Origin of the sequence: Acinetobacter sp. ANC 4805 (genome assembly GCF_022549495.1) — a bacterium.
Classification (GTDB): Bacteria; Pseudomonadota; Gammaproteobacteria; order Pseudomonadales; family Moraxellaceae; genus Acinetobacter.
The window spans coordinates 362835-387359 of sequence record NZ_JAKZGD010000001.1; the positions used below are offsets into that span (position 1 = coordinate 362835).

At 40.2% G+C, this 24525-nt stretch carries 15 protein-coding genes; 8 read left to right on the top strand and 7 right to left on the bottom strand.

Annotated features, from left to right (window positions below; all coding sequences use genetic code 11):
* The first annotated feature begins 199 nt into the window (after positions 1-199).
* Positions 200-1618 (top strand): phosphate--AMP phosphotransferase, encoded by a 1419-nt coding sequence (locus MMP60_RS01700; RefSeq protein WP_241334688.1) that lies wholly within the window; start codon positions 200-202, stop codon positions 1616-1618.
* 28 nt (positions 1619-1646) lie between these two features.
* Here the strand turns inward: MMP60_RS01700 and MMP60_RS01705 are convergent, their stop codons facing one another.
* The gene (locus MMP60_RS01705) at positions 1647-2153 is read right to left on the bottom strand and encodes a hypothetical protein (protein WP_018677427.1); all 507 of its coding nucleotides are present in this window, start codon (positions 2151-2153) and stop codon (positions 1647-1649) included.
* A gap of 182 nt (positions 2154-2335) precedes the next feature.
* On the opposite strand from MMP60_RS01705, the gene MMP60_RS01710 reads away from it, so the two are divergent.
* The 3 genes from MMP60_RS01710 (at position 2336) to recD (ending at position 11566) form a co-directional block, all read left to right on the top strand.
* Entirely contained in the window at positions 2336-6010 is a 3675-nt protein-coding gene (locus MMP60_RS01710; RefSeq protein ID WP_241334689.1) for an exodeoxyribonuclease V subunit gamma, read from the top strand.
* A 3-nt stretch (positions 6011-6013) separates the two neighbouring features.
* The gene (locus MMP60_RS01715; protein WP_241334690.1) at positions 6014-9727 is read left to right on the top strand and encodes a UvrD-helicase domain-containing protein; all 3714 of its coding nucleotides are present in this window, start codon (positions 6014-6016) and stop codon (positions 9725-9727) included.
* Between the two features lie 99 nt (positions 9728-9826).
* Positions 9827-11566, top strand: coding sequence for an exodeoxyribonuclease V subunit alpha (recD, locus tag MMP60_RS01720; RefSeq protein ID WP_241334691.1), 1740 nt, complete (start codon positions 9827-9829; stop codon positions 11564-11566).
* A 739-nt stretch (positions 11567-12305) separates the two neighbouring features.
* Here recD and MMP60_RS01725 read toward each other — a convergent pair.
* The gene (locus MMP60_RS01725) at positions 12306-13604 is read right to left on the bottom strand and encodes a beta-lactamase family protein (protein WP_241334692.1); all 1299 of its coding nucleotides are present in this window, start codon (positions 13602-13604) and stop codon (positions 12306-12308) included.
* Between the two features lie 239 nt (positions 13605-13843).
* Here MMP60_RS01725 and rpsO point away from each other — a divergent pair, with 239 nt between their 5' ends.
* The 4 genes from rpsO (at position 13844) to MMP60_RS01745 (ending at position 19410) form a co-directional block, all read left to right on the top strand.
* The gene (gene rpsO, locus MMP60_RS01730; protein ID WP_241334693.1) at positions 13844-14113 is read left to right on the top strand and encodes a 30S ribosomal protein S15; all 270 of its coding nucleotides are present in this window, start codon (positions 13844-13846) and stop codon (positions 14111-14113) included.
* A 269-nt stretch (positions 14114-14382) separates the two neighbouring features.
* A complete protein-coding gene (gene pnp / locus MMP60_RS01735) occupies positions 14383-16470 on the top strand; it encodes a polyribonucleotide nucleotidyltransferase (protein WP_241334830.1) in 2088 nt (695 codons plus the stop codon).
* Positions 16471-16728: 258 nt separating this feature from the next.
* Positions 16729-18048 (top strand): dicarboxylate/amino acid:cation symporter, encoded by a 1320-nt coding sequence (locus tag MMP60_RS01740; protein WP_241334694.1) that lies wholly within the window; start codon positions 16729-16731, stop codon positions 18046-18048.
* A gap of 138 nt (positions 18049-18186) precedes the next feature.
* Positions 18187-19410, top strand: a complete 1224-nt coding sequence (locus MMP60_RS01745) for a magnesium transporter CorA family protein (RefSeq protein WP_241334695.1) — start codon at positions 18187-18189, stop codon at positions 19408-19410.
* A 31-nt stretch (positions 19411-19441) separates the two neighbouring features.
* Here the strand turns inward: MMP60_RS01745 and MMP60_RS01750 are convergent, their stop codons facing one another.
* The 5 genes from MMP60_RS01750 to MMP60_RS01770 all read right to left on the bottom strand — a co-directional run bounded on the left by MMP60_RS01750 (position 19442) and on the right by MMP60_RS01770 (position 24402).
* On the bottom strand, positions 19442-19768 hold the full coding sequence (locus MMP60_RS01750; RefSeq protein ID WP_018677419.1) for a chaperone modulator CbpM: 327 nt from the start codon (positions 19766-19768) through the stop codon (positions 19442-19444).
* Between the two features lie 11 nt (positions 19769-19779).
* A complete protein-coding gene (locus MMP60_RS01755; RefSeq protein ID WP_241334696.1) occupies positions 19780-20724 on the bottom strand; it encodes a DnaJ C-terminal domain-containing protein in 945 nt (314 codons plus the stop codon).
* A gap of 142 nt (positions 20725-20866) precedes the next feature.
* The gene (locus tag MMP60_RS01760; RefSeq protein ID WP_241334697.1) at positions 20867-21478 is read right to left on the bottom strand and encodes a LysE family translocator; all 612 of its coding nucleotides are present in this window, start codon (positions 21476-21478) and stop codon (positions 20867-20869) included.
* Between the two features lie 113 nt (positions 21479-21591).
* Positions 21592-22467, bottom strand: coding sequence for an Hsp33 family molecular chaperone HslO (locus MMP60_RS01765; protein WP_241334698.1), 876 nt, complete (start codon positions 22465-22467; stop codon positions 21592-21594).
* Positions 22468-22584: 117 nt separating this feature from the next.
* Positions 22585-24402: a cation:proton antiporter gene (locus MMP60_RS01770; protein ID WP_241334699.1), complete on the bottom strand. Its 1818-nt coding sequence runs from the start codon at positions 24400-24402 to the stop codon at positions 22585-22587.
* Positions 24403-24525: the final 123 nt, after the last annotated feature.

The following is a 24525-nucleotide window of genomic DNA, read 5'->3' on the forward strand; positions in this document are numbered from 1 at the left end:
AACTCAAAGAAAATAAAACCAGAAAATCATAGGCTGCATCATAACGAAGAACCATGACAGCTTAAACCCTAAATGTCTAACAATCGGTCAGTATGTTTATACACTGATTCTACTCTACAGAAACTGTACAAGGGTTTTGCATGCAGTGAAATAGATTTAACTATACTTATTCTTAATAATGAGCCATTTAGAGCCGAATATGAGTGTACAACAACCAAAATTTGAATTGCGTGATGAAGATGCGTTGTCTTTAGATTTGATTGAAGCTCAATATGCCTTAAAAGATAGTCAAGATAAGAAAAATGCAAAAAGTGTTCTGATTTTGGTGAGTGGGATTGAACTGGCAGGTAAAGGGGAAGCGGTTAAACAATTACGAGAATGGTTAGACCCACGCTATTTAAGAGTTAAAGCCGATGCACCACGGTTATTAACGACCTATCAAACCTTTTGGCAGTCTTATACGCGCTTTATTCCTGCCGAAGGTCAGATCGTGGTGATGTTTGGGAACTGGTACAGTGATTTGCTTTCAACTGCCATGCATGTGTCAAAACCATTAGGTGAAACATTGTTTGATGCTTATATCGAACAGATGCGTTCTTTTGAACATGATTTACAACATAATAATGTGCATGTGGTCAAAGTTTGGTTTGATTTATCGTGGAAGTCTTTACAAAAACGCTTAGACCAAATTGATGCTTCGGAACAGCATTGGCATAAATTGCATGGCTTAGATTGGCGCAATAAAAAACAGTACGATACGTTACAAGGTTTAAGCCAAAGATTTACCGATGATTGGTTTGTGATTGACGGTGAAGACGAAGCCTTACGTGATCAATGCTTTGCCCAGTATGTATTGCAAACCTTACAAGAGTTGCCTGACCATCAAACTAAAGTCACTGAAAAATGGCAGCAAGCACAGATTCCAACTGCATTGTTAGAACCCCCAAAGCAAAGCCTAGACAAAGATGACTATAAAGAGGAATTGAATAAATTAACCAAAAAAGTGGCGGATGCTCTACGTTACGACGAACGGAAAGTGATTGTTGCTTTTGAAGGGATGGATGCAGCAGGTAAAGGTGGGGCAATAAAAAGAATTGTCAAAAAATTAGATCCACGTGAGTATGAAATTCATAGTATTGCTGCGCCTGAGCGTTATGAATTACGTCGTCCTTATCTATGGCGTTTCTGGAATAAACTCAATGACGGCGGGAAAATTACCATTTTTGATCGTACATGGTACGGACGTGTTCTGGTTGAACGTATAGAGGGATTTGCCTCAGTTGTTGAATGGCAACGTGCTTATAACGAAATCAACCGTTTCGAGGAAAACTTGGTAGATAGCCAAACTGTGATTGTGAAAATTTGGCTTGCAATCAGTAAAGATGAACAAGAAATTCGATTTAAAGATCGTGAACAAACCCCGCATAAGCGTTTCAAGATTACTGAAGAAGATTGGCGTAATCGTGATAAATGGGATGACTATTTAAATGCTGCGGCGGATATGTTTGAACGAACCCATACTGATTATGCGCCGTGGTATGTGATTTCTACTGATGATAAAAACACAGCACGAATTGAAGTTCTAAAAGCGATTTTAAAGCAACTTAAGGCGGGTTAACCCGCCTTATCATGACAAGAGTTGCTGATTAAGCCACGATAGTGCTTCGGCTCTTTTGTTGAATACGCTTGGCAAGATTATAACAGTCTTGAATATGTGCTTCAGTGATCTTACGCATCATAAAATAACCGAGGCTTGCAGCAACAAGTTGTCCGCCTAAAGGAATAAACTTGGTCACTTGCTTGGTTGCGATTTTAGTAAAAAAACCATTAAAGGATTTTTTCATTGCAGTTCGAGCGACGACGAAACCTGAAAATTCGAAACCACGTTTGCGTAGTTCATCCCAATGTACTTTTTTAGTTTCAGGGTCGTAAACACTGATATGTTCAGGTGCTAAACCAAAGCGAGCATTAATATAGGGAATAATTTGTGTCAGCATGCCCAAATCAACCACCACATCAAAAAATGGGATGGGTACAATCGCTGCACCTGCTGACCAATATGCGCGATTTTTTGTGAGTGCTAAGCATTCTTCACGAATTTGTTCCAAGTTTAAGCTTGGGTCAATGGCATCAGGAATTTTTTCAATTTTCATAAAGTTATACCTAGAGTCTATCCCTTGATCGTACATTTAATCGTATGGAATGGTAGATTTCAAAACAATTTTTTATTTCCTTGTGTGTTTAACGTGACATAGTTATATGAAGTTGTATAGTGATAAATATGTACGTTTTCGTGCAATAAAATAATCGTTTTTTGATGAGGTTATAGTCATACATGGGTATTCATGTTATTCAAAGTCAACGTCTCGATGTGTTATTACAAGGCGTGATGGCATCAATTACCCAACCGAGTAATTCCGTATTTCAGGTGTTTAAAACCCAGCATTTTATTGTCCCTAGCCCCGCACAAGAACAATGGTTGACCCAGAAAATTGCTGAACAACAGGGTATGACTGCCAATTATCAATTTCATCAAAAAATTCGCGGTTTTCAATGGTATGCCTATCAACAAGTACTTGAAAACAAAGAACAGGTTCGTAAAGCCAATATTCCACGATTAATTTTAAAATGGCGTATCCATCAAGCCTTACAACCTTCGATTCAGCCTGAACAAAATACCCTTGCACAAGATCATCCTTTATATTCGATTGTGCAACGGATTTATGACAGTGCAGATCAGTTGAAACACAGCACAGAAAAACAGCTTAAAAAGCAAAGTATGTTGTATTGGGTCGCAGAACAAGTCTCACAATTATTTAACAACTACATGATTTATCGTGGTTATTGTCAACGTCGATGCCAAGGTCAGTGTACTTGTTCAGGTAACTGGCTATCGGCTTGGGGGCAAAATAAAGCCCTGAATATTGAACATTTAATGTCGCAAACGGATCAACAAACTTCCGCCTTTACATTACAACAAACTGAACAGCTAGAAGCTTGGCAGCGTTGGTTATGGCAAAACTATTTCCATGCCGATTTTGTTGAAATGCAAGGTATTGATGCTGACTTTTGGGAAATTTTAGATAACCAACAGACTCGATCACAGGCATTATCACAGTTACCGCATCAGGTGATTGTATTTACAATCTTGGATTTGCCACCGAGCCAGCTACAGTTTTTACGCCGTTTGGGGCAATATCTGAATGTGGTGATTTTGCACTATAACCCATCGCAAGAATATTGGGCAGACAGTGTCGATCCGTTATGGAAACAGCGATACGATTTGGGTGTTAAAGAGCGTTTTATTGCTAAAAACCCTAAGGCAACTGATGCAGAAATCTCGGCATTTTTTGAAAGCTTTAGTTTAGGTTTTAATGCGTTAAACCGTGAATCTCGTCATCCCTTGCTGACACGGTTAGGTAAACAGGCACGAGATAACTTCTCCTTATTGTCTCAACTTTCAGCAGGGGAAGAAGGCAATTGGGTTGATGCCTTTGTTGACCATTTTCCTGAGAACTTACTTGGTAAAATTCAGTCAGATATTTTCTATTTGGCTGAACCGATCGCAGCGCAATATGAATTAGCTGCGGATGATGAATCAGTTCAGATTCATGTGTGCCATTCCAGTATCAGACAACTGGAAGTGTTAAAAGAGCAGTTGGTGCATTGGTTGTCGCAAGCCGATGTAATACCTCGCCGTCCAAGTGATGTATTGATTTTGACCCCAAATCTCACTGAACTTGAGCCACTCATTCGGAGTATTTTCCCTTCGGCACCCAATGATCATGAAGTCTTTTTACCTGTTAAAATTGCAGGTGTAGCACAGTTAGATGCCTTAAATGCATGGCGAGCCGTACTCGGACGTTTACAATTGACGCAAGGGCGTTTAACGCAAGATGACTTTGCGGATTGGTTGAATTTATCAGCAACTCAGCAACGATATGGCTTCGATTATAGCCAAGCCCAACGCATCTTGGCGTTGCTCAATGATGCTGGTTTCAAACGTGGTTTGGACGAGCAACATCTCAAACAAAGTTTAAGCGCAGATGATCAAGACTATCGTTATAGCCTTAAATTTGCGTTGGATCGCTTAGCTTTAGGAATTGCAGTGCCTGCGCATGTGATGGTGAAACAAACGCTCAGTTATGCATTGGTACAGCCAAGTGACTTTGAATTGATTGGGATTTTGATTCAGATTTATCATGATTTATCAGCGCGTAGAAATTGGTTGGTGGCACATGAACAAGGGCAACGTTTGCCTGTAGAAACATGGTTAAACCATATCAAAGCAGATGTCCAAGAGTTTGAACAAGCGGATATCGTGGCATTAAAAGCCGTTCGTGAGATTATCCAAAAGCAAGAACGTATGTTGACCTTGGCAAGTTATTATGACGATGCGGAAAACCAGTTACGGCAAATCTCTCTGCCATTGCCTTATATTATCGAAGAAATCCAACGCAGCTTAGAAAGTCAGTCGGCACAAGTTGAACCGACGGGGCAAATTACTTTTAGCCAAATTGGACAAATTCGCCCGATTCCTTATCGTTTGATTGTGTTATTGAATTTGGATACAGGTAAGTTTCCAAATCGGGACAGCCATGTTCCTTTTGATTTAATGGATGCATTACGTCAACAATTGGGTGATCGTTCTCGCTTAGAAGATGACCAAGGGGCTTTCTTGGATGCGGTATTGTTGGCGCAAGAGCAAATTTGGTTATTTTATAATGGCTTTGATTTTGGCGATGGTGAAGTGCGAGAGCCGTCCAGTGTGCTGCAAGGTTTCCGAGATCATTTGGCTTTGATCGTGAAGCCTTCGCTCTCTAAGTCTTTACCTGTGGGAGAGACTTCCCACACCTTTTCTGAAAGAGGGGTTAAGGGGGATTCTTTGGGGGAAGACTATGAAGCTTTACAAATCCCTTCACAGCTCTATCCACTTTACCATCTGCATCGCTTACAGCCTTTTGATCCACTGGGCTTTATTGCTGATCGTCCTGTGCGTTATCAAGACCACTGGTTTAAAGTGGCATCGCAAATTCAGCAAGTCAAAGGTGAACGACAAGCTTGGGTCAATACAGCTTATCCAATTGAACAGAATGAAATGCTTATTTTGAATAGTCAGCAATGGATTCAGGATGTGTGTTTCCCTGCACGATTGTATTTAAAAACCTTGGGTGTGGAAAATTTAAGTAGTGCGGAAGTGCTGGATCAAAGTGAGCCTTTATTGTTAGATGGTTTAGGCAAATATGCGATTCGCCATTTTTTACAGCAGCGTGATGAAACGCTTTCATTGGACATGTTGCAAGATCAATTACCTGTTGGCAAGGTTCAGCAAAGTGCTTGGCAGCAAAGTTGTTTAGAGCAACAACGCTTATTAGAGCGTTTACAACAATATGCGGCTGTACCAACGGAAACGACACAGCGTGTTTGGCGGATATCGAAACAATTACAAATGAGTTGTCTGACCCCTAAACAATTGACACAAGACTGGGTGAGTTTGGATGCTTCTAGCGCACGTGCCAAACGGCTGACCAAAGTCTGGTTGGAATATTTGTTGTGGCTCACGTTCTTAAATAGCGATTCAGTAACTAAGAAACGCCGTATTGTGGTGTTTAGCGATCAAACCGTGATTTGTGAAGGGCTCGATACTGAGCAAGCACAGTCTTATTTAAATGATTGGTTGCGATTATGGCAGGATGCACAGCAACAACCTGTGGTTTTACCCGCAGCATTATTGTTAAAACCGTTGGAAAAAGGCAAACAGCATGAATGGATTGAGCTAGAGTCAAAGCAAATTTTAGCTGAAGATAGTCAAAAACAAGTGTTGAAAGACTGGAATGATACAGGGGATTTCTCTGGTTTGGATATGACCCAAAACGAAGCCTGTAAATTGCATCGTGACTGGAAATTTATTTTACAGGAACAGGATGCAACCGCGTTATTACACGATGCCTGTGATCATTATGCTTATGCACTGTACCAACCAATTTTTGAATTTCTACGTGTGGAGTAAGACATGAGTTCACAATATCCAGTGTCTTATCAACCCATTCGTGATATTCAATTTGAAGGTTTACATCTGATTGAAGCCTCCGCTGGTACAGGTAAAACCTATACCTTATCGAGTTTGATGGTACGGATTTTTCTAGAAAAATATTTACCTAATCAGGTGATTGCTACGACTTTTACGCGTGCTGCTGCTGCCGAGCTAAAAAGCCGTATTCGTTTACGTTTGGTCGAGATCCAAGAATATTTAGAGCCATTACGTAGCGTATTAGAAACGGATATTCATAAACTTGTAGAACATGAGTCAGACCCACTGAAGCAACACCTTTTGCAAAGCTTTGCACCTCGTATGGCATATGCTTGTGAACGGCTAAAATTGGTGATTGATCAATTAGATGAGTTGTTTGTTGGAACACTAGATAGCTTCAGTCAAAAGCTATTGCGAGAATTTGCCTTTGAAAGTGGCAAAATTGAACGCGCTCAGATCACCGAAGATGCAAAAGCATATACGCGTCAACTGATTCATGATGTATTAAGAGAATGGATTCAATTACAGCCACAGCAAGTGATTGATACACTTTATACGGTGGGTGGGCTCAAAAGTGTTGATCATTTTGTGGGGATGGTCGAAAGCTCGCTGAATTTTAGTTCAGCCCAATTTAAATTACCCGAAATGCCTGAAATTGAGCTAGCTCAACGACAACAATGGCAACAGCAAGCACAGCAGATTGAATTGAGTGGCTTAGCTGAATATTACAATTTGGATGGGGCTTATTATAGCTATATTAATGGCACATCTTTCCGTAACAATGCATTCAATAAATTGTTTAGTGAATCATTGCCACTTTTATTAAAAGCCTTAGATACACCAGAGAATGTACAGGTTTTTGATGCCTATTTTGCCGATGCTCGAGATGCGGTATTTAAGTTTTTAGACAAACTCGAGCATCAAAAGATTTTCAAAAAATGTCCAGCGGATGTTGCGGAAGGTTTTTATCAGCACCCAACGATTTTACAACTTCAAAAGCTCTGCCACGCATTACAAAGAACACAGCAGCAATTTGAACAACTACAGGTATATTTAAAAGCGTATTTATGTATTGAAGTCAAAAAACGATTGCCTCAAGTGTTGCAACAAAAAGGTGAAACCACTTTTGCTCAGCAAATTAAAACACTTTCAGAAGCTTTAAAAGGTGAGCAAGGGCAACGTTTTGCGGTGTTTGTACAAGCACGATATCCGTTGATTTTAGTGGATGAGTTTCAGGATACCAACCAAGATCAGGATGATATGTTAGCCAGTATTTGGCGGCATCCGCAACGTTATCAAAAGGGCTGCATGATTATGGTGGGAGACCGTAAGCAAGCGATTTATGGTTTCCGTGGTGGAGATATGCTGACTTTCCTGAATGCGTATCAGGATATTATGGCGAAGCAAGGGCATGAATATAAATTGATTCATAACCATCGCTCCGTCAAGCAGTTGGTAGAAGTGGTAGATGCACTATTTCAGCGACAGATGGATTTTGGTGAACAGGTTGTGTATGACCCGATTCAAGCAGGTTCACGTCCACATCCTGCTTTAATTGAACATGCACAGATTAATCCTGCACCTTTGCGTTGGTTACAGTTGCAAGAGGGGAGTGAACAAGCGACTCAAGTGGCTTGGAAAATTCAAACCTTATTGAATCAGGCATATGCCAAGCAATTATATTTAGACGCTGAAACACAGCAAGCGATCGGTGAGGATGATATTGCTGTGCTTTCCCGTAGCCATCGCCAACTCGATGAAGTGCAATATGTGCTAGAGCGCATTGGGATTCGGGTAAATCGACCATCGAAACGTAGTGTGTTTGATTCAGCGATTGCGCAAGATGTAGGTGCATTATTCACCGCATTACTTCATCCTTATGATGAAGCCAAGTTAAAACGTGCGTTACTGAGTCGTTTATTTGGTTTTGATTTAACTCGGTTATTGGCATTGGAACAAAGTGCCGAGGGGTTAAGCCATTATATCCAGCAATTCGATGATATTCGTGAGATGTGGCTCAATCAAGGTTTCTTGGCAGCATGGCAGTGTTGTCTAAACCAGTTTGGTATTTGGCAGCAATTGGTTGCCACCCAAAGCAAAGACAATGAGCGAGCTGTGGTGAATTTGCGTCACCTGACCGATATCTTGAGTCGGCGTAGCGAGCATGTGCAAGGTATACAAAACCTGTATCACTGGTATTTAAAACAATTGCACTCACCTAGTGATCGGGAGTGGGAACTCGAACACAAGCTGTCGAATGAGGCAGGTGTGCAGTTGATGACCATCCATCAATCCAAAGGTCTAGAATATAAAATCGTATTTCTGTTAGGTGCGAATAAAGCTTTTTCAGAAGTACAAAAAACTTTAAATTTCTCGACAACGGACATTCAAGTGCCTGAAACAGGACAAACTAGAACCCAACGTGTTGTCGCCATTGCAGATAAAAACTTCTTACAACAAACAGAACTGGATCAACATCAACAACGTGCTTTAGCTGAACAAAATCGGTTGTGGTATGTGGCACTGACACGTGCCAGTCATCGTGTCTATGCGGTGTTTGAGCCTGAAAAGGGTGATAAAAATAAACACGCTGGATTGGCATTTTGGAAGAATCAAGGAGCAAGCTTCCAGCATCCGTATAGCTTGGATGAGGCTTTGATTTTAGAGCGACCAAAGGCTTTACAGACACAGCACTCACAACAGAACATTATTATTTCAGCAAAATTGTTACCTACGCAGCGTTTTTATGCACGTGCTAAGACCAGTTTTAGTTACCTCGCACAGCATTTAAAACACAAAGCGAATCGTGTTGATCGTTTAGCCAATATTGATGCCGATTTTGAGCAAGCAGAAGATGAGTTGAATTTGGCTGAACTGGAAAATAGAGCAACGGCTCAACCGATTGCTTGGATTAAACAATATTTCCCGAAAGGGACGTTAGCAGGGAATTTTCTGCACGAAATTTTTGAGCAGATTGATTTCCAACGACCTCAGACATGGCGTGAAGAAATCCGCCGTCGTTTTAAAAATACCTATCAAGGTTTATGGTCAGCACTGTTGGAACAGTACCAACAACATTTTCCAAAACAGGAAAATGCAGAGCAGCAATTATATGAATGGATTGTGGCGTGGTTAGCTGAAGTATTACAGACACCTCTCAATCATAGCTTTCAACTACAACAATTAGTCACAGGGCAATATTTATCAGAGTGTCCGTTTTATTTGGCATTGTCAGACCGTGTCCTTGCTATGCAACGGGTGCAGCAACTCTTTGAGGAATATGGCATCGACATGCCTGAGTTACTTGAGGCTAAATCTGCTCGCTATCTGAATGGTTCAATCGACTTGGTTTATTTTGATGGCCAGCGCTACCATATTGCCGATTATAAAAGTAATTATTTGGGTGCAGAACAGGCGGATTATCAGCAAGCACAGATTGCTGAAAGCATGTCGTTGTCGAGCTATTGGTTACAAGCCGCTTTATATTTAGTGGCATTGCATCGTTATCTCAGTGTGAAATTGCAGGATTACGATATGCAACAGCATTTGGGTGGTGCGTCTTATTTGTATTTGCGTGGGATGAATGGGCAAGCACAGCAAGGTTATTTTTACTGGAAACCTGAGGACGAGTTTATTTTACGCTTAGATGCGATTCTCGGATATTTCACTGAGGATAAAGCAGGAAAAATAGTGTAGATAAAATAGATGATTTTAGATTAAACAAAAACTTATCATGTGGATAAGAGTGTTTATAACCTTGTGGACAAGCGTGTGGGTAAGTTTGAGGATAACTCTGTGGACAAGCTAATCAGTGGTCAGTCAGAACAAATGACTTGGTTGAATATGTGGAGTAACTACCTCACACAAGCACCATTTTCTCAGTCTGCTCAAGCAGTTAACGCTGCGCATATTTTACAGCAATTGGTTGAAGCCAGCTTGCAAGGTGACAGTTGTATCGAAGTCGATACGACACAGCTTGAAGCACTGGGTGATTTAGCTGTTTCGAGCGAAATCGCAACAACTCAGGTTGCCCCATGTGTCTACGATCAGCAGGGCTTGGCATTATACCGATATTGGCAACTAGAGCAACGCCTCGCTCATCAGATTTGTCGATTAAAGCGACAAACGACTCAGACTATAGACCTTTCAAGCTATCAAAATTTATTGAGTGATGAATATCAACAAGCTGCATTGAAAATGGTATTGCAACAATGGCTCAGTATCATTACGGGCGGACCTGGAACAGGTAAAACCTATACCTTGGCACGTATTATTGCTGCCTTGAACCAGATGATTCCTGATATTCGTATTGCGATGGCAGCACCGACAGGGAAAGCAGCACAACGAATGCAAGAGGCATTGCAAAATTCCTTTAATGATCCAAAACTATTGGAATCAGGTCTCATTACCGATGAATTGCGTAACCAAACGACGCAAACCTTACATCGGTTATTGGGCATGGGTAATCGACAAACGCCTCGTTTTGATCAGAAACAACCCTTACCTTATGATGTGATCGTGGTGGATGAAGCCTCAATGCTGGATTTAAATCTAGCAACTGCATTATTTGAAGCGGTTCCTGATCATTGTCGTATTATTTTATTGGGCGATGCCAATCAATTGGCTTCGGTTGACGTCGGCTCAGTTTTGGCGGATTTACAGCAAGTTGATGCTTTGGCAGAGAATCGTGTGCAGCTTAAAAATAGCCGTCGCTTTTCAGATGAAGCCAAAATTGGGCAATTTGCACGATTTATTCAAGCTCAGCAACATGCAACAGCACATCATTCCGTTTTGTCGAAGTTAGAGACAGAAATTGTCAAAGCAGAGGGATTGCAACCGATTACATTCTCCAAAGAGATGCTTGATCTGATCCAATTGGAATATTTGCCAGAGCAGTATGATATTGAGCCTTATCAACAGAAACTGATGTATGGATTTCAAAACTATCTAGCAGCTTTAAATGACTATATATACCGAGGTGATGCAGCAGATGACATTCAACAGGTGATTCGGGCATTTGATGACTATCGGATACTTGCAGCAGTCAAGCATGGCGCTTTAGGTATAGAGCAGTTAAATCGCTATGCAGAACGATGGTTGAATCAGCAACTTAAACAAATTGCGGTGGGAGATTGGTATATCGGTCGACCTGTTATGATGACCTATAATGACTATCAACTCGGACTTTCCAATGGTGATATCGGCATCTGTTTTAAGCATCGAAGTCAGCCACAGCAATTTGAAGTATTTTTTCCAAGCTTAAATAAGTGGATAGCAGCCCATCGTTTGCCTCGAAATATGCAAACGGCTTTTGTTTTAACAATTCACAAATCTCAAGGCTCTGAATTTACGCATACGGCAATTGTTTTAGATGCAAAGGCAGAAAAATTATTGAGTCAGGAACTCATTTATACTGCCGTAACCCGTGCTAAAAAAGTGGTGAGTATCTTGGCTGATCCGAATGCGTTGCAACAAGCGCTTACAATTCGGACTGTACGACGGAGTGGTTTAGTGCAAAAGATCAATTTAGGGTGATTGTGAACTTATTCTTTAAAATTCACTGTTTTGTAAGTAAAAGCTTACACGAATTCGAGATATTGTCGCTAGAGTGAAATAACTGTTTTTGAGATTATGTATACACAAAGAGCCTAGCAAGGAAAGTTAGGTAAATCGCACAAATATAATAATAAAGTCAATTAGACAGCGAACTTACAGTGAGGTAAGTGATAAAAGAGGAAACTTACAGCCGCTAAGCCTTGTAGTTTTGGGAGAGACTACAAGGCTTTTTTATTTTTACACAAATATAGTGTTAATGTGATGATCATCATCGGATTTATTCTAATCATGTGCATTTTAATCGAGGATATCAGGTTTAAGCTTCTTTTATTAGATAGTTAGTTTTTCTATATAAGGTTTGAACCAGAAGTTTAAATTAAAAACATGATTGTTTGACAATTTTTGTGTATTATTAAGTTAAATGTTATACAGACCTGTACGTTTTAGCTTACACTGAGATGAGAAAAATGCTATTTTTCTCCACAATTGCTTCTGACAGAATAGTCAGTACAAAGGGACTAAATACACAAATGAAAAGAGCATAAAAATGATGTAGAAAATACGTTCAGAGGGTCTGACGGTAGTTCAATAAAAGCATAAGCAAATAATAATAGTAAAATGAAAATAACTGAAAATAACTGAAAATAACTGAAAATAACTGTAAATAACGCGCAAAAGCCCAAGTCTGACTTGGGCTCTTTTTTTTTATATTTTCTGGCTAGACGATATCCGCTTCATGGCGATCTGTTGCAAATAATGAACGACGTTGATTCTTTGGTATTTTTGGACAGTTCGTTGAGATTTGATAAAGCGTTTTTGCGAGCGCAGGTAAATGCGTTCCAACCACAGATTTTCCTGTGGATAACAGCGATACGCTAATATCACGTTCTGGATCAGCCCAACATAAAATATTTGAGAAACCGATATGTCCAAAAGCCTGTCCAGTCATCGGCCCAAATAAACCTAAAGGATTACTGCCAAGCATCGGGCCAAGTGCATAGCGCATTGGCGCAAGTAGGGTACGATCTAAGCTTGTTCCAGAGGTTGGAAGCGTTGAGCGAAATACGGTTTTTGCGCTCATAATTTCTTTACCTTGGTACTCGCCACCGCTCAAGAGCATTTCAAAGAAACGACCGACCTGTTCAGCACTGGTATAAATATTTCCAGCAGGGCAAATCGTATCCATAAAACGAGGATCATTGGTGACATCAACTGCCAATTGTAAACCACCGCCAAGCACATGATTTAAATAGTGATCTGTGCCTAAGCTTGGATGAATACCCGTTGCATAGTTAAGTGCCATATCAGAGCGATATTCAGGTTTTAGACCATAATTGAAATAGTCTAATCCCATTGGTTTCTCTATATTTTCAGCTAGAAACTCACGAACACTTTGTCCTGTAACACGCTGAACAATTTCACCTAAAATATAACCTGCAGTCACTGCATGATAAGCAAGATGAGTACCTGATGGTGAAACTGGTTTGGCTGCACAAAGACGTTTTAAAATTTCTTCTTGATTGAATAGAAGTTCAGGTGTGACTTCACTGTCAATACGAGGGATGCCACCACGGTGAGAGAGTAAATGAAAAATCGTGGCGCGACGTTTGCCATTTACACCATATTCAGGAATATAGTAACTAATAGGATCAAGTAGATTCAGATCACCACGCTCGTCTAACATATGAATCAGCATCGCAGTGACCATTTTCGATGCAGAAAATAAGCAGATAGGCGTATCTGGTGTGCCAATTTTAGCATCAGCGGCTAAGCCATCTGGCGAATTGCCTTGTGCATAACCAATACTACGGTTTAAAAGAATTTTCCCCTGACGACGTAAACATAAAGTAATTAATGGGTAGTTTCCTGTTTTATAAAGACATTCAACACTACTCCAAATTTTTTGAATCTGTTTTTCAGTCATTCCACCCAATTCAGCCGCAACTTCATCTTTTGAGCGAATGACTTGATTGAGGTCATTTGATACATAACAGGTATTGGTTGATAAAATTTTCACGATTCCCTCGCAATATTTTCGTTTTCTTTCATCTCTGTCATAAATTGAAAACAGATACATGATAGTGTGCCTATTTTGTTCAAGGCTGTCAGCTGCCGAAATGCCAAAGAAGTTAAAACATTTTTGCAATATAACGATAGATCACTTAAAATAGGCGACTTGCTGTAGTGATGCACGGCAGTCAGTTGGGTTCAACTGATTATTATCATTTTATTTTTTAAGCATCTCGGAGAAATCGAATGGCTTTAACTAACGCAGATCGCGCAGAGATCATCGCTAAATTTGCTCGCGCAGAAAACGACACTGGTTCACCTGAAGTACAAGTTGCTTTATTGACTGCTCAAATCAATGATTTGCAAAGTCACTTTAAAGAACATAAACACGACCACCATAGCCGTCGCGGTTTGATCCGTATGGTTAACCAACGTCGTAAATTACTTGACTACTTAAACGGTAAAGATCACGGTCGTTATGTTGCTTTGATTGGCGCATTAGGTTTACGTCGTTAATTCGATTTTACTTTGTTTTCGCTATTTCGCATGTCGCAATGCTTTATCGCTGAAAAGAGAGTTTCATCTAATTTACGTTAGGTGATTTTAGAAGGGGCGCTTGTTCGCTCCTTCTTTGTGTTTAAATTTATTTAAAATCTATGCTCTAGTGCGATGGCTTCTAAGCTTTGTCATTTATCTGCACAGCAGTTGTGGTCTGAATGCCAAACCTTAGGGGTCTCACTAGAATAGCTCCGTAAAATAGAACTAGGAAAATACAATACATGTCAATGTTTAATATCGTTCGTAAAGAATTCCAATTTGGTCAACACCAAGTTGTTTTAGAAACGGGTCGTGTTGCACGTCAAGCAAATACAGTTTTAGTCACTATGGGTGGCGTGACTGTTCTCGTTGCTGTTGTGGCTCAGCCTAAAGCAAAAGCGGGTCAAGACTTTTTCCCGTTAACTGTTAACTATCAAGAAAAACAATATGCAGCGGGTCGTATCCCAGGTGGTTATGGCAAGCGTGAAGGCCGTGCTTCTGAAGCTGAAACCTTAATTTCACGTCTGATTGACCGTCCAATTCGTCCGTTGTTCCCAGAAGGTTACTTCAACGAAATTCAAGTAACAGCAACCGTTGTTTCTTCTGATAAGACCATGGATGCTGATATTGCTGCAATGTTGGGTACTTCAGCTGCATTGTCTATTGCAGGAACACCTTTCCGTGGTCCAATTGGTGGTGCGCGTGTTGGTCTAATCAACGGCGAATATGTTCTTAACCCGAACTTTGAACAACTTGCTCAGTCTGATCTTGATCTTGTAGTTGCGGGTACAGAATCAGCTGTGCTTATGGTTGAATCTGAAGCAAAAGAACTCTCAGAAGACCAAATGCTTGGCGCGGTTCTCTTTGGTCATGATGAAATGCAAATTGCAATTCAAGCGATCAAAGAATTTGCTGCTGCAGCGGGTGCGGTTGAATCGACTTGGGTTGCTCCAAGCAAAAATGAAGCACTTCTTGAGCAATTAAAAGCAGCTTTCGAAGCGAAAATCTCAGAAGCATACACGATTGCTGTGAAACAAGACCGTTATGCGGCACTTGATGCACTTTATGCAGAAGCAGTTGCTCAATTCGTTCCTGAAAATGATGAAACAGGTATTGCTGACGAAGTAAACGAATTATTTGAAGACCTTAAATACCGTACTGTGCGTGACAACATCTTGTCAGGTAAGCCACGTATTGATGGTCGTGATACTAAAACTGTTCGTGGTATCGACGTTCAAGTGGGTGTATTAGATCGCGCACATGGTTCGGCATTATTCACACGTGGTGAAACTCAGGCGTTGGTAACAACAACTTTGGGTAATACGCGTGATGCATTAATGGTTGATACGCTTTCTGGTACGAAAACTGACAACTTCATGTTGCATTACAATTTCCCTGCATACTCTGTAGGTGAAACAGGTCGTGAATCTGGTCCTAAGCGTCGTGAAATCGGTCACGGTCGTTTAGCACGTCGTGGTGTACAAGCAGTTCTTCCTGCGGCTGATCGCTTCCCGTACGTGATTCGTATCGTATCTGACATCACTGAATCAAATGGTTCATCTTCTATGGCTTCTGTATGTGGTGCTTCATTATCACTTATGGATGCTGGTGTTCCATTGAAAGCGCCAGTTGCAGGTATTGCAATGGGCTTAGTGAAAGAAGGTGAGCGTTTTGCAGTACTTTCTGACATCTTAGGTGACGAAGATCACCTTGGTGATATGGACTTTAAAGTAGCAGGTTCTGCCAACGGTATTACTGCACTTCAAATGGACATTAAGATTGAAGGGATTACTGAAGAAATTATGGAAGTTGCGTTAAACCAAGCATTTGCTGGTCGTATGCACATCCTCAATGAAATGAATAAAGTTATTTCACGTGCGCGTGCAGAAATCAGTGTAAATGCACCAACATTTGAAGTGATCAATATCAATCCAGACAAGATCCGTGACGTGATTGGTAAGGGTGGTGCAACGATTCGTGCCATTACTGAAGAAACTAAAGCGGCGATTGATATCGAAGACAATGGTACAGTTCGCGTATTTGGTGAAACGAAAGCTGCTGCTAAAGCTGCGATTGCAAAAATCCAAGCACTGACTGCTGAAGTTGAGCCAGGTACAATCTATGCCGGTAAAGTCATCCGTATCGTTGAATTTGGTGCATTTGTAAATATCATGCCAGGTACTGATGGTTTACTTCATATTTCGCAAATCTCAAATGAGCGTATTGCGAATGTGACTGATGTATTAAAAGAAGGTCAAGATATCAAAGTACAAGTTGCTGATGTCGATAACCGTGGTCGTATTAAGTTGACAATGAAAGATATTGATCAAGCTTAATAACACCAATATATAGCCCCAAAAAAGCGCATTGTTTTTGATAATGCGCTTTTTTATTAACCATATGATTATTATGGATATAAATAATAGAAATGATGAGCATAAATTACATTTATATTAGACATTAGTCTATGGCTTTAATTCTGCATCCTTCAATTACCGTAGAATTCTCCAACTTTCCGCGCCTACCTGTGTTTGTATGGTTCTAGATAGACAGTCGGAAGTCTATTTGTTTATCCCAATGAAGGAATATCGCAGATGCATGTCGATCATGTGACCACAGGTCAAGATGACCAGTCTCCTAAAAAGCCACAAAAATTTTATCAAATTCTTTATGTACAAGTGATCTTCGCAATTGTTGCGGGGATACTATTAGGTCATTTTTTTCCTGATTTTGGTGAAAGCTTAAAACCGCTTGGTGACGCTTTTATTAAAATGGTTAAAATGATTATCGCGCCTGTGATCTTTTTGACTGTCGTGACAGGTATTGCTGGGATGAAAAATCTTGGTAGTGTGGGTCGTGTGACAGCAAAGGCAATGATTTACTTTTTGACCTTTTCAACCTTAGCTTTGGTGATTGGTCTTATCGTTGGTAATGTGATTCAGCCGGGTGATGGATTAAATATTGATCCAAGTACTTTGCACAGCGCTAAAGTAGATGAATATGCTGCAAAAGCACATGACTCGACCATTACTGGCTTTTTGATGAATATTATCCCTGATACTTTGATTAGCCCATTTGTATCAGGACAGATTCTTCAGGTTTTATTTGTTGCTGTATTATTTGGTTTGGCATTGGCTAAATCAGGTGATTTAGGGCGCCCAGTCACTGACTTTCTTCAACAGTTGACCAATCCTGTATTTACTTTGGTTGGTATGTTAATGAAGTTTGCACCGATTGGTGCATTTGGTGCCATGGCATTTACCATTGGTGCATATGGTATTAGCTCAATTGGTAATTTGATGCTTCTCATCGCGACCTTTTATATCACAGCTCTGTTATTCGTCATTCTGGTATTAGGTGCGGTGGCGAGATACAACGGCTTCTCGATTATTGATTTAGTTCGTTATATCAAAGATGAATTATGGTTAGTACTTGGGACAAGTTCATCGGAAGCGGCATTACCATCTTTGATGGCAAAAATGGAAAAAGCAGGTTGTGAAAAGTCTGTGGTTGGTTTAGTGATTCCGACAGGTTACTCATTTAACCTAGATGGTACTAATATTTATATGACATTGGCAGCGTTGTTTATTGCGCAAGCATGTAATGTTGAATTGACCCTGACTCAACAAATTACGATCCTTTTGGTTGCAATGCTCAGTTCTAAAGGTGCAGCAGGGATTACGGGTGCAGGTTTCATTACTTTGGCTGCGACACTTTCAGTTGTACCTGCCGTTCCTGTAGCAGGTATGGCATTGATCTTGGGTATTGACCGTTTTATGTCAGAGTGCCGAGCGTTAACCAATTTAGTGGGGAATGCTTGTGCAACGATTGTCGTGGCGAAATGGGATAATGCTTTGGATAAAGAACAACTTGATCACATGTTAAAGCATCGTCCAACAGAAAAAGAAGTGTAATACCTTCTATATTTTAAAAGCCCCGATGTCCCGCATACGGGGCTTTTTCGTTGATGCTGTACTTGCAATGTAATAACCGTAGCTTTTTATCGAGCTTCATGGCAGCATTTCTATCGATATTCAGACTCATTTGCCCCTATGCAGCTTTATTATTTTTATCGTCATCACAGTGAAAATACGATTTTTATTAGTGTGCAACAACAAACAGAACATACGCTTGAGTTTTTATGGGTTGATAGTTTGAGACAGGATTTGGTCAATCATACCGAGTCTTGGCAGAAAAACATTTATGAGCACACAGGGCTGGTATTGAATGAATTTCATATGCGAGATTTGCTTAATATCGAGCATCCTTGTGCTTTCGATACCGTTGAAGAGTACGATCTCTTAGTATTTCGGAAGTTGATTAGTCCTGATGACCAAATTTATGAAAGTGAGAATGCCTTAGAATCACATGAAAGTGTCTTTGGTTTAGCCACCACACCGATGAGCTTTATTCTAACACCGAGTGTTTTAGTGAGTGTGCGAGAGCAGGGCAATAAGGCAGTAGAAAGTTATATTCAACGCCTTCAAGTGATTATGGAGCGGGCTATTGCTGAACAAAATAAACCACGTAAATTACCGAGTACACCTGCTGATCTATCTTTAAGATTACTGAATAGCATGATTGATGGCTATTTGAATTTGCGTACACCACTGACACGTCGTGTTGAATATTGGCAACAGCAACTTTTGCAGGGCAACCGCCGTTTTAAACAGTGGCATCAACTCTTTCATGAAGATATGGCATTCCAACAAATCGAAAATTTATGTGAGGAACAAATAGAGACCTTACAGGAGTTTCGAGATGAGTTAGTTGATAATTATCATCATGTTGTTGGTGAACATAAGCATAAGAATCAAGACATTCTCTTGGTTCGTCTTAATGATTTAATGAGTCATGTGGAACGGGTACAAAAGCATACTTTGCGTTTAAGGAATGCGATCCAATCGGCGATTGATTTACATTTCTCTGCGATTGCCAATCAAACCAATGAAAATATGCGTATTTTGGCAATTATTACTGCAATCTTTGCGCCATTAACCTTATTGACTGGGGTATATGGAATGAACTTTGAGTTTATTCCTGGGCTGAAATCACCTGTTGGATTTTGGATTATGCTCGCGGTGATGATGATGAGCACGGTGGTATTACTGTACTACTTTTATCAGCAACATTTGGTTGGACGTGGTGAGCGTAGTGTGATTGATTTACTGGCGCAACAGCATAAACAGCGCAATGTTAATTTGTTATGGTTCTTGGATTATGAGCCGATTAAGCAAACGCTGAAAGAAGTCGAGAAAATGACTAAACTGAAATAATGAGTTTAGTCATTTATGTGGGTATGATGGCTTAATGAAAATGTTTTAACTGTTTGCGTAGTTGTTGCACCTCATCAATTAAGTCAAGCATGATTGCAACGGCAGATAAGCTTGCATCGAAGTCGCGTTGTAAACGATAGGCTCGACGCGCCCGAGCGACATCTTCACCAATAAATTGATAACTTTGCGGATCGACTTTGATCTGTAAAATATCGTAATCAATCAGTTTTAAGACCCAATCAGTACTTTGACCACATGCCTCTGCAAAATGCTCAAGATCAAGTGCCAATTGTTCATCAATGATTTCAACTTGGTAGTGACCGTTATATTGAATTTCTTTGTATTGAATGGTTGTCATGAGCTTACTCCTTATGAGGCACGAGGTCGGAATGAAGGGAAGGCATCGGCAAATTGTTGATAAGCCTGTTGCTCTTGTTCACTGTGCACTGGCGGTAAAACAATATTAATAATCAGGTATAAATGCCCTGCGGTTTTGTTTGGTATCCCTTTATCTTTGAGACGTAGTTGTTGTCCATTTTTGGCATTTTTCGGTAAATTGACTTTGAGCTGCCCAGCAGGAGTATTGACTTCGATGCTTTGCCCTAAGCCTGCTTCCCAAGGGCTCACATCAATGGTTTGATAAACATCAGCCCCTTCAACTCGGATTCGGTCGGTATCTTTATATTGGATTTCAATATACAGATCGCCATTTTCACCGCCATTGATACCACTTTGTCCTTGACCATTTAAGCGGATTTGTTGACCCTCTTTCATTCCTTTTGGAATTTTGACCTCTAGGGTTTTACGCTGTACTTCTGGTTCACCATACACATTATAGGTTGGGATTTGTAGTGTGATTTGTTGAGTTGAACCGTGGTAGGCAATCTCTAAATCAATTTGAATACTGGCATGTTGATCTTCTCCTCGATGGCTACGTTGCTGGCGTTGCGAACGTTGTTGCCCGCCACCAAAGCCTGAACCAAAGCGACCAAATAAGTCTTCAAAACCACTAAAGTCTGCACCATCGCCTGAACTTTGACGATAGAACTGTGAGCCATCAAAGCCACTTTGATTGCCTTGTCCGAAATTGGAAAAGCCTTGTGGATGATCTAGCATCTGATCGTATTCAGCTTTTTTTGTGGCATCACTCAAGGTGTCATAGGCGACGTTAATCGCCTGCATTTTAGCTTCAGCATCAGTTTCTTTACTAATGTCTGGATGATATTTACGCGCCAGTTTTCGATAGGCTTTTTTGATTTCATCTGCTGAGGCATCTCTGGAAACACCTAGCTCTTCATAATAATTTTTGGTCATAATATTGAATATAATAATGGGATGTTTCTTTCATTATGAAACGAATCCAAGAGATTTCAATGGATTCGATTGTATAAGAGTTGTTCTATTTAATCAGAAGAATAGATTGTGAATGACTTAAGTCAATATTTGATCTATTCCCCTAGAGAAAGATCTCGACTAGACCATAGAGTGCAATCAATATCAATAAGACACCACACAAACCGAGAGCTTTGGGATAAATATTGCTTTGAGATAGGCTGCGGAAAAATAGGTAAACTAAAGACAGAGTAAGGAAATCTAAAATAATCCATGTCACTGTCAGCAGGCTTAAACTGAAATTGATATTTTGGGAGATATTAATAAACTGCGGGAAAAAGGCTGAAAAGAAGATAATATCCTTAGGATTTGAAATCCCTACCAGAAAGCCTTTTTTAAATCCGCCATTTTGTGCGGACACGGTTTGAATCGCTGTGGGATGGGGTGCCTGAAGCACTTCTTTAATAATGCTATAACCGAGATAGGCAATGTAGAGGCAACCTAATACCCGAATAGCTTTCAGGTAGTTTTCATCAATGCTAAGAAAACCTTTGAGCATGAGCACTGAAATAAAAATTAGGATGAGCGAGGCAAAGTTGGTTCCAAAAATGGTTTGTAATGCTTTTTTATAGCCGCCTTTGAGACCCGCACTTGCAACTAAAATCATCACAGGGCCAGGGGTCGCAATCAAGACAATAACACTGATAACAAACAGGAAATATTCGAAGTAATTCATAAGTCAAAATTAAGGTCTATATTATTGGGACATTTAAAAATTGTTCTATCGGCTAGACCTTAATACAAAATAAAAAAAGACGGAAGCCCGTCTTTTTTTATTTTACTTTTCAATTAACTTAAATGCTCACCAAACAAACCTAAAGCTTCTTCTGCTGAAAACTCATAACGGGTATTACAGAATTGGCAATCCATTTGAATTGGGTTTTGTGCTTCTAAAGTTTCATGTACTGCATCAACGCCAATCTGAATCAAGGCATTGGCACAGCGTTCTTTTGAGCAGGTACAACCAAACTTTAACTGTTCGACTTCAGGTAAACGCACTTCTTCTTCGTTGTAAAGGCGATATAGAATTTCATTGGCTGAAAGATCCGTCAATTCCTCTGGTTTCAGGGTTTCAGTCAACATAGTTAAACGTGGCCATAAGTCTTCATCGACTAACTTTTGCTCTTCTTCGTCGTTGCGTGGAAGCAACTGAATCAATAAGCCACCTGAACGTTTACTATTGGTTGCTAATACGATATGCGTCGGAATCTGTGCAGAGAGATCATAATATTGGGTTAAACAACCTGCTAAAGTCGGTTGATCAAGCGGTACGATGCCTTGATAACGTTCACCGTGTTCAGGTTCAATATTAATAAACAATACTGGATTGATTAAGGCAGCAAGCACAGTACGACTGTCCGTGCCTTCGACAAAACGTGGATCTTCCTCATAATCAGCCAAGGCACGAACTTCACCTAAATGGTTGCATTCCGCCATAGCCCATTTGAATGTGCCACTTGCTTGAATTTGTAAGCTAATACAACCACGGATTTTCAACGTACTTGCAAGTAGGGCAATTGCACTTAACATTTCACCCAATAGGCTTTGTACCGCAGGCATATATTCACGTTGCGCCAAAATGGTTTGTAGTGCTTCTTCTAAATGGACGACTTCACCACGAATAGGGCAATCTTCGATAAAAAAGCGTTGGCGTAAATCAGACATATTTTTCTCCAGTATCCCCTCAGGGAAAAACAAAGCAACGCTTTGCCTTGTAAAGCACTCTGGGCTTTATAAAAAGGGCATGGTTATGCATCAATAATGGTGTCTGTTTGTCAAAACTCAAGATGTTCCATTGAGTGAATTTGAATCACTTTGTATGTTTTGATCACTGCTCGTGCGATTTGACACGAAAGCTTTTGTGTTTTCAAACAAATACTCGAGCTCTGCCATCGCATTTGGATAGTTTTCAATACGCTCTTTTTCTAGGTGAATCCAATGTTGCTGTTCAAGTAATCGTTCATCTTCTTGTTTAAATAACGCGATTTGAGCTTGAGCTTCTTCAACTGAAAGCCCAGTTTTGATCAGTGCCTGCTGTGCCAGTGCTAATGATGAAGCATAGGTTTCACGCCAAATATGCAGTACATCTAAATCATGGAGTAAATGGGTGTGGTGTCGATCACGTGCGCGGACAAATAAAGTTAAATCTGGATAATTTAAACGAAGGTGGCGTGTCAAATTCATACTGTCTTCAACATCATCAATTGCCAGAATCAATAATTTGCAATATTCGATACCTGCGGAGCGTAGATTTTCGACTTGAGTGACATCAGCATCAAAGAAACGATGTCCATATTGCTCAATAAAATGGGCATCAGGTTGATTACTATCAATCACACTAAATCGTTTGCCTTGTGCATGTAAGGTACGTGCAACTACTTGCCCAAAACGACCGAAACCGATAATTAAAATAGGGTGCTGTGGAATATCTTCAATTTGTACAGCAACTTTTTTATTTAGTCTTGGTGAAATTTTTGTATCAAATAGCCAATACAGGAGTGGGGTCAGCAACATAGAACCAAAGATGATCAGTAAGCTAGATGTCACTAAATCATTGGTGATTAAATTTTCACTTTCTGCCAGTTTAAGCAAAATAAAAGCAAGTTCACCGCTTTGCGCAAGTGTGAGTGCAAAAAGCGTACTAAGTTTGGCATGGCGTTGCTGGTAATAACTCATTGCGGTAATAACAGCAACTTTGATCAAGACCAAACCGAAAATCGAACCTAAAATGAATAATGGGGATTGCCTTAAAGGCTCAAGTGAAAGTCCTAAGCCAATCGTAAGGAAAAATAGCCCAACCATCGGCTCTTTAAAAGGCTGAATAATCCGTTCAACTTCAGCTTTAAACTCGGTCTCAGTTAAGAGTAATCCTGCTAAAAATGCACCAATCAAAACATGAATATTGAGAACCTCCATAATTAAAATAACAGAGAGGACAATCAATAAACTCAAAACGGGGATTAATTGAATACTGCCTTTACCTGCTAAAAATCGGAAAGCTGGTCGAACTACATAACGACTTGCTAAAAATAAACCTGAAATGGTCGCCATAATCGCAGCAAAATAAGCAATACCGTGTCGTGTGGAAGCAGTATCTTCAAGTAAAGGAAAGAGTGAAATGAAGATCACAGCAATAAAAGCCTGAAATTGCAAGGTGGCTAAGCTTGCTTGTCCAAGTTTGCTATCGAGTTGCTGTTTTTGTTGAAGTAATTGTTGAGTGAATACAACTGAGGAAAAGGCTAAGGCAAGTCCAAGAATGATACTGGTGAGCAAGTCATGCAAGTATAAATAGCAGGTACTGATGAGCAGGATCGCGATGAGCGCAAGTTGTGTACCACTATTTTTCAGGATCGCATGGCGTTCTAGCCAAAGTTGCTGTGGTCGAAAGCTAAAACCGATCCAAAACATCACCATCATCATGCCCAAGTGCAAGAGTTGGTTGATGAATTGCACATCTTCAATAAGCCCTAAAATACTTGAGCCAAGTAAAAGTCCTGCCATGAGATAACCCAAAACAGGAGTGCCGATGTAGCGTTTTGCTAGAGGAACAAAAATTAAAGTTGCAGCCAGTAAAAAAATGATCGGTAGCAGTAAAGACATTGAATGCCTCAAATTTTTCTATTAGGTTCAGACTAACTCAAATGAGTCGCATGTAAAAATAGTATCTGAAATATGATAGTTGGAAACATCATTTTTAACTCAGTGGGAGAATACGTTACATCG